This window comes from Paracoccaceae bacterium, assembly GCA_012103375.1.
Lineage (GTDB): Bacteria > Pseudomonadota > Alphaproteobacteria > Rhodobacterales > Rhodobacteraceae > WLWX01.
Genome location: WLWX01000001.1, coordinates 596,517 through 610,635, shown reverse-complemented (window position 1 = coordinate 610,635; position 14,119 = coordinate 596,517). Strand labels below are relative to the sequence as shown.

At 61.0% G+C, this 14,119-nt stretch carries 14 protein-coding genes; 9 read left to right on the top strand and 5 right to left on the bottom strand.

The window, feature by feature from the left end:
- Nucleotides 1-24: 24 nt before the first annotated feature.
- Together GKR99_03170 and GKR99_03165 are read right to left on the bottom strand one after the other, a co-directional pair.
- Nucleotides 25-939, bottom strand: coding sequence for a 3-keto-5-aminohexanoate cleavage protein (locus tag GKR99_03170; protein NKB26608.1), 915 nt, complete (start codon nucleotides 937-939; stop codon nucleotides 25-27).
- 365 nt (nucleotides 940-1,304) lie between these two features.
- The gene (locus GKR99_03165; protein NKB26607.1) at nucleotides 1,305-2,339 is read right to left on the bottom strand and encodes an aldo/keto reductase; all 1,035 of its coding nucleotides are present in this window, start codon (nucleotides 2,337-2,339) and stop codon (nucleotides 1,305-1,307) included.
- Nucleotides 2,340-2,552: 213 nt separating this feature from the next.
- On the opposite strand from GKR99_03165, the gene GKR99_03160 reads away from it, so the two are divergent.
- Complete coding sequence (locus GKR99_03160; protein NKB26606.1) at nucleotides 2,553-3,095, top strand: hypothetical protein; 543 nt, start codon at nucleotides 2,553-2,555, stop codon at nucleotides 3,093-3,095.
- A gap of 174 nt (nucleotides 3,096-3,269) precedes the next feature.
- Here GKR99_03160 and GKR99_03155 read toward each other — a convergent pair whose 3' ends face one another.
- Nucleotides 3,270-3,428: a hypothetical protein gene (locus tag GKR99_03155; protein ID NKB26605.1), complete on the bottom strand. Its 159-nt coding sequence runs from the start codon at nucleotides 3,426-3,428 to the stop codon at nucleotides 3,270-3,272.
- Nucleotides 3,429-4,573: 1,145 nt separating this feature from the next.
- Nucleotides 4,574-5,532 (bottom strand): IS630 family transposase gene (locus GKR99_03150; GenBank protein ID NKB26604.1). Its coding sequence is split into 2 segments (ribosomal slippage): nucleotides 4,574-5,188 and nucleotides 5,191-5,532, totalling 957 coding nucleotides; the frame shifts between segments, so codons are not numbered across the junction.
- 471 nt (nucleotides 5,533-6,003) lie between these two features.
- Between GKR99_03150 and GKR99_03145 the strand changes: the two genes are divergently transcribed.
- Nucleotides 6,004-7,842, top strand: coding sequence for an ATP-binding cassette domain-containing protein (locus GKR99_03145; GenBank protein ID NKB26603.1), 1,839 nt, complete (start codon nucleotides 6,004-6,006; stop codon nucleotides 7,840-7,842).
- Nucleotides 7,803-8,510: a hypothetical protein gene (locus tag GKR99_03140; protein ID NKB26602.1), complete on the top strand. Its 708-nt coding sequence runs from the start codon at nucleotides 7,803-7,805 to the stop codon at nucleotides 8,508-8,510. Before GKR99_03145 ends, GKR99_03140 begins: the two co-directional genes overlap by 40 nt.
- 218 nt (nucleotides 8,511-8,728) lie before the next feature.
- Here GKR99_03140 and GKR99_03135 read toward each other — a convergent pair whose 3' ends face one another.
- A complete protein-coding gene (locus tag GKR99_03135) occupies nucleotides 8,729-9,400 on the bottom strand; it encodes a gamma-glutamylcyclotransferase (protein NKB26601.1) in 672 nt (223 codons plus the stop codon).
- Between the two features lie 117 nt (nucleotides 9,401-9,517).
- Between GKR99_03135 and GKR99_03130 the strand changes: the two genes are divergently transcribed.
- From GKR99_03130 to GKR99_03105, 6 genes are all read left to right on the top strand, one after another.
- Nucleotides 9,518-9,973, top strand: coding sequence for a DUF393 domain-containing protein (locus GKR99_03130; protein NKB26600.1), 456 nt, complete (start codon nucleotides 9,518-9,520; stop codon nucleotides 9,971-9,973).
- On the top strand, nucleotides 9,970-11,658 hold the full coding sequence (locus GKR99_03125) for a DUF4166 domain-containing protein (protein NKB26599.1): 1,689 nt from the start codon (nucleotides 9,970-9,972) through the stop codon (nucleotides 11,656-11,658). Before GKR99_03130 ends, GKR99_03125 begins: the two co-directional genes overlap by 4 nt.
- A 314-nt stretch (nucleotides 11,659-11,972) precedes the next feature.
- Entirely contained in the window at nucleotides 11,973-12,581 is a 609-nt protein-coding gene (locus GKR99_03120) for an NAAT family transporter (GenBank protein ID NKB26598.1), read from the top strand.
- Between the two features lie 38 nt (nucleotides 12,582-12,619).
- Complete coding sequence (locus GKR99_03115; GenBank protein NKB26597.1) at nucleotides 12,620-13,201, top strand: TIGR02281 family clan AA aspartic protease; 582 nt, start codon at nucleotides 12,620-12,622, stop codon at nucleotides 13,199-13,201.
- Nucleotides 13,202-13,226: 25 nt separating this feature from the next.
- Nucleotides 13,227-13,634, top strand: a complete 408-nt coding sequence (locus GKR99_03110; GenBank protein NKB26596.1) for a hypothetical protein — start codon at nucleotides 13,227-13,229, stop codon at nucleotides 13,632-13,634.
- Nucleotides 13,574-13,954 carry a hypothetical protein gene (locus GKR99_03105; GenBank protein NKB26595.1) on the top strand — a complete coding sequence of 127 codons (381 nt, stop codon included), beginning with the start codon at nucleotides 13,574-13,576 and terminating at the stop codon, nucleotides 13,952-13,954. Before GKR99_03110 ends, GKR99_03105 begins: the two co-directional genes overlap by 61 nt.
- The last annotated feature ends 165 nt before the right edge of the window (nucleotides 13,955-14,119 follow it).

Below are 14,119 nucleotides of genomic sequence, written 5' to 3'. Positions count from 1 at the left end.
TGAAACATATAACAAGATCTTAATCTAGCCATTGATCGGAGCCTGCTTGGTCAAACCCAGTTTATCACGCACGGTTTGCGGGCCGATCACCTTTGCGCCCAGCCGTTCGACGATTTCCACCGCACGGGCCACCAAGGCTTCGTTGGTCGCCAGAACACCCCGATCCAGCATCAGGTTATCTTCCAAACCGACCCGCACATTGCCGCCCGCCAGAACCGATGCCGCGACAAAAGGCATCTGGTTGCGACCCAGAGAAAATGCAGAAAAAGTCCAGTCTTGCGGGATGTTGTTCACCATTGACATGAAGGTGTTGAGGTCATCCGGCGCGCCCCAGGGCACCCCCATGCACAGCTGCACCAATGCCGGGCTTTCCAGGATACCATCCTCGACCAGTTGCTTGGCATACCAGAGGTGGCCGGTGTCGAAGGCCTCGATTTCCGGCTTGGCACCCGCCTCGGTCATCAGGCGGCCCATGGCCTGCAGCATGCCGGGCGTGTTGGTCATCACATAATCCGCCTCGGCAAAGTTCATCGTGCCGCAATCGAGAGTCGTAATCTCGGGGCGGCATTCGAGGACATGTGCGACGCGTTCCTCGGCCCCGACCAAATCAGTACCTGCGGCAAGCGGCAGCGGGGTTGAGGCACCGCCGAACACCATATCACCCCCCATGCCCGAGGTCAGGTTCAGCACCGCATCTGTACCGGAATCTCGAATACGATCAGTAACTTCGCGGTAATACTTCAAGTCACGGCTTGGCGCCCCGGTTTCAGGGTCGCGGACATGGCAATGCACCACCGCCGCACCAGCTTTAGCAGCTGCAATCGCGCTGTCGGCGATCTGTTTGGGGGAGCGTGGCACATGCGGGCTGCGGTCCTGGGTAGAGCCCGAGCCGGTGACGGCGCAGGTGATGAAGACCTCTCGGTTCATGGTCAATGGCATGGTGGCGTCCCCCCGATGTTTTCCGGCAGGTGACAGGGAAATTGCGCATCTGGCAAGGGGGGTGTTGCGGGGCAGCAGTGTCGCGACACGGGACTTGTCGGTGGTGGTGGCGGGATGAAGCGCTGCGGCAAGGTCTAGCGGCCTGGTGCGGAGATCTGCGACACACCTCAAGCAGGGCGCGCGCCGGATCGGTGGGCTGGCGCTGCGCCATAGTGTTTGCATGTTTTATGGTTCAGGCTTGGCCGTCAACCAGCGCCTGACCGGCGAGACCGGTCCGGCGCGCGCCCTGCGCCTTGCGGCGCACACCGGGCGCAAAGACAATTTGCCAATGACCGCTCCGCACCAAGCATTCCGTTGGCCACGCCCTAAAACGGCATCGGATGCGCCTTATGCGCCTCGGCGATGTCACTAAGCACGTCATCGCCTAGCACCAGATCGGCGGCTCCCAAGGCAACCTCTAGCTGCGCCATGCTGGTCGCCCCGAAAATCGGGATCGTCAGGAAGGGCCTCGTGCGGGTCCAGGCCAGCGCCATTTGCACCAGGTCCAGTCCGTGTTTTGCCGCGACCCCCTGATAGGCGCGCACGGCGTCATCCATCCGCGCCGATATCCGCCCGCCAAGGCCGGGGGTCAGGTCCAGCCGAGATCCACCCGGAACCGCGCCATCCAGATACTTGCCCGACAGGATGCCGCAGGCCAGCGGGCTGAACGCCAGCAGGGTCACGTCTTCATGCACGGCCATCTCGGCCAGGTCGGTGTCATACTGACGGCACATCAGCGAGTATTCGTTCTGCATCGTCGCAACGCGCGGGCCACCGGATTCAGCCGCCCTCAGCCAGCCCATCGTGCCCCAGACGCTGTCATTGCTCAGCCCGAAGGCGCGGATCTTGCCGGCCTCCTGCACCTCCTCCAGCGTGCCCATTACATCGGCCATGTGCTGGCGCACCTCGGCCGTGTCCGACCCGTTCGGGTCGTAGTTCCAGATCTTGCGGAAGTGGAACGACCCGCGGTTCGGCCAGTGAAACTGGTAAAGGTCGATATAGTCTGTCTGCAGTCGCTTCAGTGACCCATCGAGCGCCAGCTTCAGATCGCGCGGGTTGATGCCGCGCCCGTCGCGGACCATGGCGATGTCACCGCTCATCTTGGTGGCGATCACCACGTCCTTGCGTCGCCCCTTGGCGTTCCATGTGCCGATGATCGCCTCGGTTCCGCCAACGGTTTCCTTGCTGACCGGGTTCACGGGATACATCTCGGCCGTGTCGATGAAATCGCAGCCCTGTGCCAGCGCGTGGTCGATCTGTGCGTGGGCCTCGGCTTCGGTATTCTGGGTGCCCCAGGTCATCGAGCCCAAGCAGAATTCCGAAACCGCAATCCCCGTGCGGCCAAGCGTCAAGCGTTTCATCTGCGGTATCCCCTGTTGGTTTTGCTTAGTGATAGCGACCGGCGGGGTCGTGGCAAGCCGGTTGTTCCGGCCGGGTGACCGGGCCGATTTTGCTTGAGAACAAATTGAGAACATCTTAACCTATCTGCCATGTCCACGCATCTGGCACCCCATCTGATCACCCGTGGCCCGCCCCGGCGGGACGGTGGCGCGGGCGTGGAATTCGCGCCGGGCATGGCGCTGGCCCCGGCCCGTGTGCACGAAGCTTGCGGCGCGGCGCGGCGCACGCTGGCGATGCTGGTGGCGCGGGCCACCACCGGGCCGGTGTTCTGGATCGCGCCCGGCTGGGGCAGCGACCGCCCCAACCCCGAGGCGATGACCCGCTTTGTCGATCCGGGCCGTTTCATCTTCATCAGCCCGCGCCGCCCCGAAGACCTGCTGTGGGTGATGGAAGAGGCGCTGCGCACCGGCGCCATCCCGCTGGTCGTCGCCGACCTGCCCGGCCCCCCGGCCCTGACCCCGGTGCGCCGGTTGCATCTGGCCGCCGAAACCGGCGCAACCACCAAACGCAGCCTGCCGCTGGGCCTGATCCTGACCCCGGGGACTGGCGGCGGCGCGCCGGGCGTCGAAAGCCGCTGGTCACTGGAACCGGCCCACGAGGCCGACACCTCAGAAGGCTGGTCCCTGACCCGCCTGCGCGCCCGCACCGCGCCCGAGCGGGTCTGGCAGATGGTGGCGGATGCGAAGGATGCAGGGGCGCTGGTGGCGGCGGCGTGAGGTAAGGCCGACGACGGCAGTACGACACCCGGGAACTGCGGGCGGAAACGGTGATTTCAGGAGTCAGCTTTGCGGAGATTGTGTTGAAAAACTCCGTTTTAGGGCCTGAACGATGATTTTTCTTTCCATGCAGCCCGATCCTAAATTTTTGGCGCGGGGGTCGGCCCAAATCGCCTACATGCGCTCACGCGCAGCCATGCGCTGTCTCGTGGTCAAAGCTTTCCGACTATTTCGCTTCATAGGTTTTCGCAAGAAATCCGCGACGCTCTGATTTCGGAGTTTTTCAACACAATCCGGACATTGCTGACCTTGGCCATCAGCCCCAACAGACATACCGGGTATCCCGAAACCTGAGTCGTAGTAGCGTGCTTTGAAGTTCTGTAGGCCAGCGACTGCACCGTAGCGCTCGCCAATGAAGCCCTTGGTCTCAGCCGCAGTGCCGGGGTCGGTGATGGTGTCGAGCGCCTAGCCGAAGGTGCCGTATGTATTCTGTTTGGCGACCGAGCCAGCGGCGTCTGTGATGGCACGGACAGAGGAGAGCTGAACACGGTGCAGATACGGCCTGCGCGGCGAGGAGAGCATTGCTGCGCTGTGTCGCTTTGCTCAATACTACTATGCGCCGGCCATTCCGATTTGAAACTACCTCATCGCAATTCTTCCCAAAATTCTTCGAAAGAATTTGCAATCATAGGTGTGACTTTACGAAATTCTCTAAGGGAGTCTTCCTCCATCTCGATGTTACTATGCAAATAAATCTTGCCATTCTCTTTGAATATTAGCAATAGGTCTCCGATCTCGGTAATGCCTATAACGATATAGGCAGACGCCTCTTTGCCAAAACGATCAAGGTCAAAGGCTTGCTCTAAGTGTCAGTTCATTTCGAGGCTGGAAAAAACAGGAACTGGGCCAAGAGAATATAGATATCGCAACTCGATTTCAACGTCCTCTGCTGGCAGGTATATTTTTTTTCGTTTCGGGAGCCCACCATTGGCCGATTGTGTTGAAAAACTCCGAAATCAGAGCGTCGCGGATTTCTTGCGAAAACCTATGAAGCGAAATAGTCGGAAAGCTTTGACCACGAGACAGCGCATGGCTGCGCGTGAGCGCATGTAGGCGATTTGGGCCGACCCCCGCGCCAAAAATTTAGGATCGGGCTGCATGGAAAGAAAAATCATCGTTCAGGCCCTAAAACGGAGTTTTTCAACACAATCGGCCGAAATCAAATACTGTTTGTAGGGCTCTGGAAGATTCAAGCCGTTGCGTTCTTCGAATTCTTCTACAGCCTTTGGCGAAGTCGCGCCAAAAGGGTTGGGCAAGTGGATAGGATTTGGCATTCCGCGCTCCCAAAATAAGGCGAATCATAGGATCCAATCCAATTGTAGGATTGTTGCTTAAATGCAGTCTGGATCGATTGCACAACGTGTTCCATGATCCATCAAAAACCACTCAGTGAACCTATATCCTAAAGCGTTTCGACATTAACCTGAGACATATCCGGCGGCCTTAAAGTAGTTCCAGCATTCTACTGGGTCGTAGAGATCGCAGATTGCTCCGATTGCTTCGAAGACCTGGGTAAAGGACCTGGCCCCGATCCGTCGCAAATGGGCTTTCAGTTTAGAGAAGGCCTGCTCGATGGGATTCAGGTCGGGCGAGTACGGTGGCAGGTAAAGGAACCAGCAGCCGTGATTGCGTAAAGCCTGCGTCGCCTCCTTATTCCGGTGGGTTGCCAGGTTGTCGAGAATGACGACAGTGCCGGGGTTGATCTCGGGGACCAGCACTTCGCGGATGTAGGCCGCGAAGGCGGGGCCATCTATCGCTCCCTTGATGACCCAAGGTGCGATCAGCGCGCCTTGGGTCAGGCCCGCGATCAAGGTTTGGGTTCCCCAGCTTCCGAAGGGCGCATCCATCGTCAGGCGCTTACCGCGCTTGGCTCTGCCGCGTAGGCGCGTGAGGTTTGTCTTCACTGCGGTTTCGTCAATAAAGACAACGCGCTCAGGAAAGGTCGCAATGGCTGGCGAGCGGTATCTGAACCAGTCGGCCCGTTGCTGCCTTACCTTGGCGCGGCGGCGCTCGGTTGCGACCAGCGACTTTTTTTGTACGTGAAGCCGAGCCGGGACAGAAGGTTGGCGATGGAGGAGTGATGCACCCGCACACCCTCTGCATCGGCCAGCGCATTACGCAACTCAAAGAGCGTGATGTCAGGGTCTTGTGCGATCAACTCCTCAAAGAATTCCCGATGCGGAGCCAGCTTTCCCTTGCCGCGCGGCGGTCCCTGCCGGGCAGGTTCCGCATGACCCTTCATCCTCACCTGACGCGCCCACCGCGCGCCTGTGGCAGGCGACAGCTTCAACCGCAACGCCGCCGCGCGCCCGCTCAACCCTTCTTCAATGTATCTCTGAAACCGTATCCGAAGCGCAGATGGCAAAGGTGCTGACATGATCCATCCTCCCAAACAGGATGAATCACAGATCAGGTCTCAAGGGAATCCCTCGCGATTCAGGTTCAAGACGAAACGCTTTAGGCAGACGATAGAGTACTTCATAACAACTTGAATCTGATACATTCTCTCTACTGCGGTGGCGTGCCCCATCGGGTGGTCCGGTTTGATCGTTAGTGCATCGTGGGCCTTTGCTCCATTGGAACGAGGTTTTTAGGCGCGGGCGGGCGATATCCCAAGTTGTGGACAACTTTCGGGGGGCTACTCCACAGAAAATGTTCGAATGACCGGCTAAACCCGCTCACCTGCTTCGGTAGGTCTGCATTGATCGAATTGGTCAGTAAATCCCCTCGGCGACCAATAGACATCGCCAAGTAAGTTCTTGCGCTTCGGTCACATTGCCTCCCAAGCCGCCATCCAACCCCACCAAGCCCGATTGACGCCATCGCCCCGCTCAGGCATTGCCCGCCCATGCTGAGTATTCGCGACATACGCTATTCCGTCGAAGGGCGGCCATTGCTGGAGGGGGCTTCGGCCAATATCCCCGAAGATCACAAGGTCGGGCTGGTGGGCCGGAACGGGACCGGCAAGACCACCCTGTTCCGTCTGATCCGCGAGGAGCTGGTTCTGGAGGGGGGCGCCATCAGCCTGCCCGCCCGTGCCCGCATTGGCGGTGTCGCGCAGGAGGTTCCGGCCAACGAGGTCTCTCTGCTGAACACGGTTCTGGCGGCAGACACCGAACGCGCCGATCTGCTGGCCGAGGCGGAAACCGCGACCGACCCGACCCGGATCGCCGAGGTGCAGACCCGACTGGCCGATATTGACGCCTGGTCGGCAGAAGCAAGGGCAAGCTCGATCCTGAAGGGCCTTGGGTTCACGCAGGCCGAACAGGCGATGCCGTGTTCGGATTTTTCCGGCGGCTGGCGGATGCGGGTAGCCCTTGCGGGTGTGCTGTTTTCCGCGCCGGACCTGCTGCTGCTGGACGAACCGACAAACTACCTCGACCTGGAAGGGGCGCTGTGGCTGGAAAGCTATCTGGCGAAATACCCGCATACGGTCATCATCATCAGCCATGATCGCGGCCTGCTGAACCGGGCCGTGGGCGCGATCCTGCATTTGGAGGACCGCAAGCTGACCCTCTATCAGGGCAGCTATGACACCTTCGCCGAAACCCGTGCCGCGCGGCTGGCCGCGGCCGAGGCGGAGGCCAAGAAACAGGAAGCGCGGCGCGCCCATCTGCAAAGTTTCGTGGATCGCTTCCGCTATAAGACCAGCAAGGCCGTGCAGGCGCAAAGCCGGTTGAAGATGATCGCCAAGATGAAGCCGATCACCACCCCGGCCGAGGCGGCGCTGCGCAAATTCACATTCCCTAGCCCGGAAGAGCTGTCGCCGCCCATCGTGGCGATGGAAAGCGCCAGTGTCGGTTATGGCGACCATGTGGTGCTGTCCAAACTGACGCTGCGCATAGATCAGGACGACCGGATCGCCCTGCTGGGCCGGAACGGAGAGGGGAAATCGACCCTGTCCAAGCTGCTGGCCGGCAAGCTGGAGGCAATGGGCGGGCGGGTGACGACATCCTCCAAGCTGCGGGTCGGATATTTCGCGCAGCATCAGGTGGATGAGCTGTTCATCGGCGAAACCCCGATTGATCACATCCGCCGCCTGCGCCCAAGCGAAACACCCGCCAAGCTGCGTGCCCGGTTGGGCGGTTTCGGGATCGGGGCGGAACAGGCGGAAACGCTGGTCGGGCGTCTGTCGGGCGGGCAGAAGGCGCGGCTGTCGCTGATGCTGGCCACCATTGACGCGCCGCATCTGCTGATCCTGGACGAACCGACAAACCACCTGGATATGGAAAGCCGTGAGGGGTTGGTCGAAGCGCTGACCGCCTATAGCGGCGCGGTCATTCTGGTCAGCCACGACATGCATCTGCTGAGCCTGGTCGCAGACCGGTTGTGGCTGGTCAGCGGCGGGCGGGTCGCACCCTATGAGGGTGATCTGGAAGCCTATCGCAAGATGCTGCTGACCCGCGACGCCCCGGCGCAAAAGGCGAAACCGGTGGCGAAGGTGATCAGCCGCGACGACCGGCTGGCGCTGAAGTCCGAAGTCAAGAAATGCGAAGCGCGCCTGACCAAGCTGAACGAGATGCGTGACAAGCTGGCCAAAAAGCTGGCCGACCCGGAGTTGTACGAGCCAGGAATGGCCAATCAGGCCGCCACCTGGCAAAAGAAATACGCCGAGGTGATGGGCGGCCTGGAACGCGCGGAAGCGATGTGGATGGCAGCGGCGGAAAAGCTGGAGGCCGCAGGGTGAGAACGTTGCGCATTCCCTACCTAGCGCCAATAATTGCGCTTGGTTTTTTGGCAATGTCTCCGAACTCTTCACATGCGATTGAAAAGATCTACACAAAGGATTTGCATGCGTCGCCGGAGGACACCCTGCGGTTCACAGGCAACGGAGCCATTGCGCCGGGGACAAAACTCAAGGCCTTCGTCCTTGGAGGATGGCCGGAGCATGCAGAGACACCGCGCCCAACACCCGAAACCAACCTGTCTGTCCTGCGCGGGCAACAAGAGAACTTCGAATGGGCAAATGCGTTTCTGCTGCGTGTCGACCCGGCCAATTTTTCGTGGTTGAAGAACGCGTCACTTGCCGGAGTGGACGCGAAACTGAACATGGGCCGCGATCCTATTCTGATTTCCTTCGAAGAACCGATCTGCGCAATCGGGTTGAAATACGCGCAAGGTGGCGCCCATAACCCGCATCATCCGGAACTCAGGAAACGCACTAGCATTTCGTTCTATGATTATTCCGGGGTGCTGATCGGACGCTTTGACGAGAAGCCTGGGTATTTCACAAACGAGGCGGCATTTCAAAAGCAGGCACTTGAGCCAGAGATATTTGCCTTCCAGATCAGTTCCGAAGTGCCGTTTGCGATCATCTGGATCGTGGCCCAGCCCTGCGCTGTCGCCGTCGGTTGAACTGATCACGGTCGCGGGAATCCTGGGGTAGAAATCTCCCGTTTTCGCTGTCCACTAGCACGTAATCTTTTTTGGCCTGTTTAACTTGGAGTCTAGCCACCTTTTCGGTCTGAAGCGGTTGCGCCTTGCAAAAGAATCTTGAGTGCGCTGCAACCATGCAAGGCGGTGATACCCAACGCGTCGGGTCGTGTTTCGGGAACCTACCAAGCAATCGCGCCCTAACGCATGGCCTCCAAATACGCGGCCACCCGGTCCTGCATGTCCCACAAATACGGATCGTGAATTCCTGCTATTTCAAGGTTTTGGACCGTGTTGAGCAGGTAATCCGGGGCCGAGCCGAACAGGCCAACGGCGCGCGACAGGTCTGCGGCGATCTGATCCGGGTCAAGCTTTCCAACGTAACCCGGCAGATCGCGATGTGTTACGAATGCAAGGCAGGTCAGCGGGCCGGAATCCGCATCAGCCTTTGTCCAGACCGGGGGGAATGGCGGTTCACGGCGCAGCAGCGTGTCGACCGTACCGCTCAGATCATCATCGGGAAGTTGCAGGGCAACGCCCCGGCAACTGCCGCCGATATTCAGCGACAACGCTAAACCCGGCGCGTCCGGATTTCCGCGATAGCGGATGTCCGGCCCAAGGCAAAAGGCGCGGTGCCAGCCCTGCACGTCGGCAACACGGCTGTCGTCAGGCGCGAACCCCGGCTTCCAGATCAGCGATCCGAAGGCGAAGACCCAAAGCGGGCCATCGGGGCGGCTGGCCAGCACGTCGTTGCGGGTGGATTCGAAAAAAGCCTCGGTCTGGAGTTCGGCAAGTTCGGGCGATGCGCCGGGGTCGTCGATGTTGGCAGGCAGAAGATTCACCAACTCCCGCGTCAGTCGCATCGTCTTCATTGGCTCCACCCGCGTCAATCCGGGTCAACTGAAGGACGATCTGGCAGCTTGCGTCAACGGATATCCGCGACAAGGCATCGCGTTGCATGCCACCGTCACGCGGCTTAACTTGCTGGTATGATGCCAATTTCCGATCACCCAACCACGAATTCCGCGGCAGAGGTGAACCTGTCCGACATCGCGCATCTGGCCGTGATGGACGCCCATTGCGCGATCTGCGCGCGCGGGGCGCGGTGGATTGCCAAGAATGACCGGCGCGGCGAATTTCGGATTGTGCCGATGCAATCGGACCTTGGGCGCAGCCTGTTGATCCGCCACGGGCTGGATCCGGACGATCCGTCATCTTGGCTCTATCTCGACAAGGGGGTGCCGCATGCCTCGCTGGATGCGGTGATCCGGGTCGGGCAGCGGCTGGGTGGTCTGTGGCGCGCGCTTGCCCTATTGCGCGCGCTGCCACGACCGGCCCAGAACCTCCTGTACTACAGCGTTGCGCGAAACAGGTATCGGCTGTTCGGGCGGGGTGATCTGTGCACGATGCCGGACGATGATGTTCAGGCAAGGCTGTTGCAGTGAAAATCCTGATCCTGGGCGGATACGGCACCTTTGGTGGCCGTCTGGTCGAATTGCTGGCGGACCTCGACGGGATCGAAATTCTTGTGGCCGGGCGCAGCCTGACAAAGGCGCAGGTCTATTGCGACGGGTTTCGCGGGGCCGCTAGCGTCACACCACTAGCGCTGGATCGCGCCGATATCGCCGAAGCGCTGGACAGGTTGGCGCCCGATGCGCTGGTCGATGCGTCCGGGCCGTTTCAGGCCTATGGCAGCGATCCCTACGCCGTGGTGCGCGCCTGCATCGCAGCCGGGGTCGCCTATTTCGATCTGGCTGACAGTGCCGCGTTTGTGGCCGGGATTGACCAGTTTGACGAGGCCGCCAAAGCCGCCAATATTCCGGTTCTGTCCGGCGTCAGCAGCTTCCCGGTTCTGACCACGGCGGTCGTCACCGAAATCGCGCGTGAAATGGAGGTTCGCGCCATATTTGCGGGCATTGCCCCATCGCCACACGCGGGGGTCGGCCTGAATGTGCTGCGCGCGGTGCTTGGGTATGCTGGCGCGCCTGTGACGCATCTTGAGGGCGGCGGGCTGACAACCTCGGTCGGGCTGGGCACGACGCGGCGGGCGGCGATCTGTGTTCCCGGCCATCTGCCGCTGCCGACAAGCCGGTTTTCGATCGTGGACGTGCCCGACCACCAGGTGATCCCGGCACTTATGCCCGAGGTGAGCGACATCTGGATGGGGGCGGCGCCGACGCCGGGTTATCTGCACCGCATGCTGAACCTGCTGGCGTTGGCGCGGGCGAGGTTTGGATTACCCTCGCTCGCGCCGCTGGCCCCGGTGTGCCACTGGGTGCTGAACACGCTGGCACATGGGCCGCATCGTGGTGGCATGCTGGTGCGGGTTGCCGGGATGCGTGACGGCGCGCCGGCTTCAGCCAACTGGGCCCTTCAGGCCGAGGGCGACTCCGGGCCGCTGATCCCCTCGATGGCGGTGGCAGCATTGCTGCGCCATATGGTGTCGGGGAAGATCCGCCCGGCGGGTGCGCGTGCCGCGACGCAGGACCTTTCGCTGGCGGATTATGACCCCCTGTTCAAGGCGCATGGCATTGCAACCGGGTTTCGCCGGGACTGGCCCGCAACCAAGAACCTGTATCGACGCGTGTTGGGGGACGCCTTTGACAAGATGCCGCCCGCCCTGCAGGCGCTGCATTCGGTCACGCGCAAGCACATCTGGTCGGGCCGGGCCGAGGTTACGCGCGGTCGCAATCCGCTGGCCCGTTTTATCGCGGGCCGGATCGGATTTCCAAAGGCTGGCAAGGACGTGCCGGTCACGGTCACCCTGATCGCCGACGGGGCGGGTGGCGAACGCTGGCACCGCAACTTTGACGGGGCAGATTTTCGCAGCCACCAAAGCGGTGGCCGGACGATAAACTCGACTCTGATCGTCGAATGTTTCGGCCCTGTGCGCGTCAGCCTGGCGGCGGTGATCGACGGTGATCGGTTGCGGATCATTCCGCAGCACTGGTCCCTATGGGCGATGCCCCTGCCACGGTTTCTGCTGCCCGGTGGCGAAACGTTCGAGGATGTGGACGACCAGGGGCGGTTCCGCTTTAACGTCACGATTGCGGCGCCGCTGATCGGGCTGATCGTGGCCTATCGGGGGTGGCTGGTCGAAGAGTATGCCGGAAAGGACAAAGCGCGCTGAACCGCGCGCCAATGTCTAAGCCCTTTCGAAAGGCGGGCCAAACCCCCGCCAATCAAAGGATTATTTTTCACATGACTTGAGGCTGCACTCGATTGCGGCGACGCTTGCCAGATTGGCCTTTTTGCAAACGGTCGGTTTTGAATAGGTCTTTTTCATTCTGCGCTTCCCTTCATGTCACAGACAGCATTGGGCCTGAAGCCGCGGATGTCTTCAAGAAAAAACCGTGGAGTCCATCAGACTTCGGTTAACCTGTTGCGGTTTCGCGTCGTGCATCCGGGTTGACGGGCGCATCGGCAAGCGACACACCCCGCCCTATGGACGCTGCCTTCCTTCTGACCGCATTTGCGACGCTGTTCGTTATCATCGACCCGATCAGTCTGGCGCCGATGTTTATCGCCCTGACACCGGGCAGCAGCGCCGCGCATCGCCGCGCGGTAGCCTTGCGCGCCTGTATTATCGGCGCGGCCGTGCTGGCGCTTTTTGGTCTGTTCGGTGAAGACCTGTTGGAGCTGATCGGCATTTCGATGCCCGCGTTTCGTATCGCCGGGGGTGTTCTGTTGTTCCTGACCGCGCTCGACATGCTGTTCGAGCGCCGGTCCGAGCGGCGTCAGGGCCAGACCAGCCCGTCCGACGACCCATCGGTCTTTCCGCTGGCAACCCCATTGATTGCGGGACCGGGGGCCTTGGCCTCGATGATCCTGCTGACGGGTGAGGCCGCCAGCCTCGGCGATACCATCGGCGTCTATCTGGTGATGATCGCGGTCCTGATCATCACAATGCTGATGTTTCTGGCCGCCGGGCCGCTGGAAAAACTGCTGGGCGATACGGGGATCAATGTGGTCACCCGGCTGCTGGGGATGCTGCTGGCGGCGCTGTCTGTACAATTTGTGATCGACGGTGTGCGCCAGGCCTTTGCCATCTGACCTTTTCGCGCGGGCAATCAGCGCTTAAGTACCCTTGCATGGATGGCGATAACATTGGGCGATTGTTCTATCTGGTGCTTCTCGGCATGGCCGTGGGGGGCTGGTTCATCGCGGAAAACCGGCAGTCGCTGGGCAAGACGGCGCGGCAGGCAGCGGCCTGGGGGCTGATCTTTGTCGGGGTGATCGCCGGGGTCGGGCTGTGGTCGGATATCTCGCGCGAGGTTTTGCCGACCCGCGCTATCGTCACCGGAACCGGACAGATCGAGGTGCCGCTGGCCAATGACGGGCATTTCTATCTGACCTTGCGGCTGAATGACACGCCGGTGCGGTTCATGGTTGATACCGGTGCAAGTGCAATGGTGCTGAGCCATCAAGACGCCGAACGTGCCGGTCTGGACCCCGACAGCCTGAGCTTTCTGGGCCGGGCGCAGACGGCAAATGGCGAGGTGAAAACAGCGGATGTGCGGGTGGATCGGGTCACGGTTGGCGGAATTGTCGATCGGAACGTGCGGATGTCGGTGAATGGCGGCGAGATGGACGGCTCGCTTCTTGGGATGAGCTATCTCAGCCGGTTCGACAAGGTCGAGATTGACGGGCGCAAACTGGTGTTGACGCGCTAGGATCAGGCCCGGCCCTCCGGCGTTGGTGCTCCAAACATCTTGCAGTCGCGGCGGGCTGGCGCAATGCTGGGCGCGGGTTTGGGTGAGCATTGCGATGAGCAAACCGAGGACGGATGCCAAGGGCCGCGCCAGTGAGCGGTTGAAAGGCGCCTATGAACTGGCGACACCCGAAGATAATCGGGCGTATTATCAGGGATTTGCGGACGAATATGACGATGGGTTCGCGGCCGCGCTTGGCTATGCCTTACCGCCTGCAATTGCCCGCGCCTATCGCGCAGTTGCCGGGGACGCGGACATTCCTGTTGCCGATATCGGCTGCGGCACCGGGTTGGTGCTGCCGCTTTGGGTCTTCCGGCAGACCGGATCGACGGGATGGATATCTCGCCCGACATGCTGGCGAAGGCGCGGGCCAAGGGGCTGTACCGGGCGCTGATCGAGGTTGATCTGACCGGTGACATCACGCATCTGGCCGCGCGCTATGGCACGGTCCTGTCGGCGGGCACATTCACCCATGGCCATCTGGGGCCGGAGCCATTGGTGAAGCTGCTGGGGATCGCACGGTCGGGCGGTTTGTTCGTGATCGGTGTGAATGGCCAGCATTATATGGCGCAAGATTTCGACGCGGTGTTGGAGCCGCTGCTGAACGACGGGGTGATCCGTAACGTCGCGGTCGAAAACGTGCAGATTTACGATAAGGCAGGGCATGAGCATTCCGAGGATACGGCGCTGATCCTGACGTTCAGGAAGTGTTAGGGGGCGTTGGTTGCATTGGTGGTTTATTGACTGGGGGGCGACGGAAACGCGCATCTCCTCGCCCGGAATCAAGCCCGTAAGGGCGCCGGGCGATCGCCTGACCGTCCCGCGGGCAGGCGATTTCGATGGGCAGTGGAACCTTCATAGCTTGGAGTTAACGCTGAA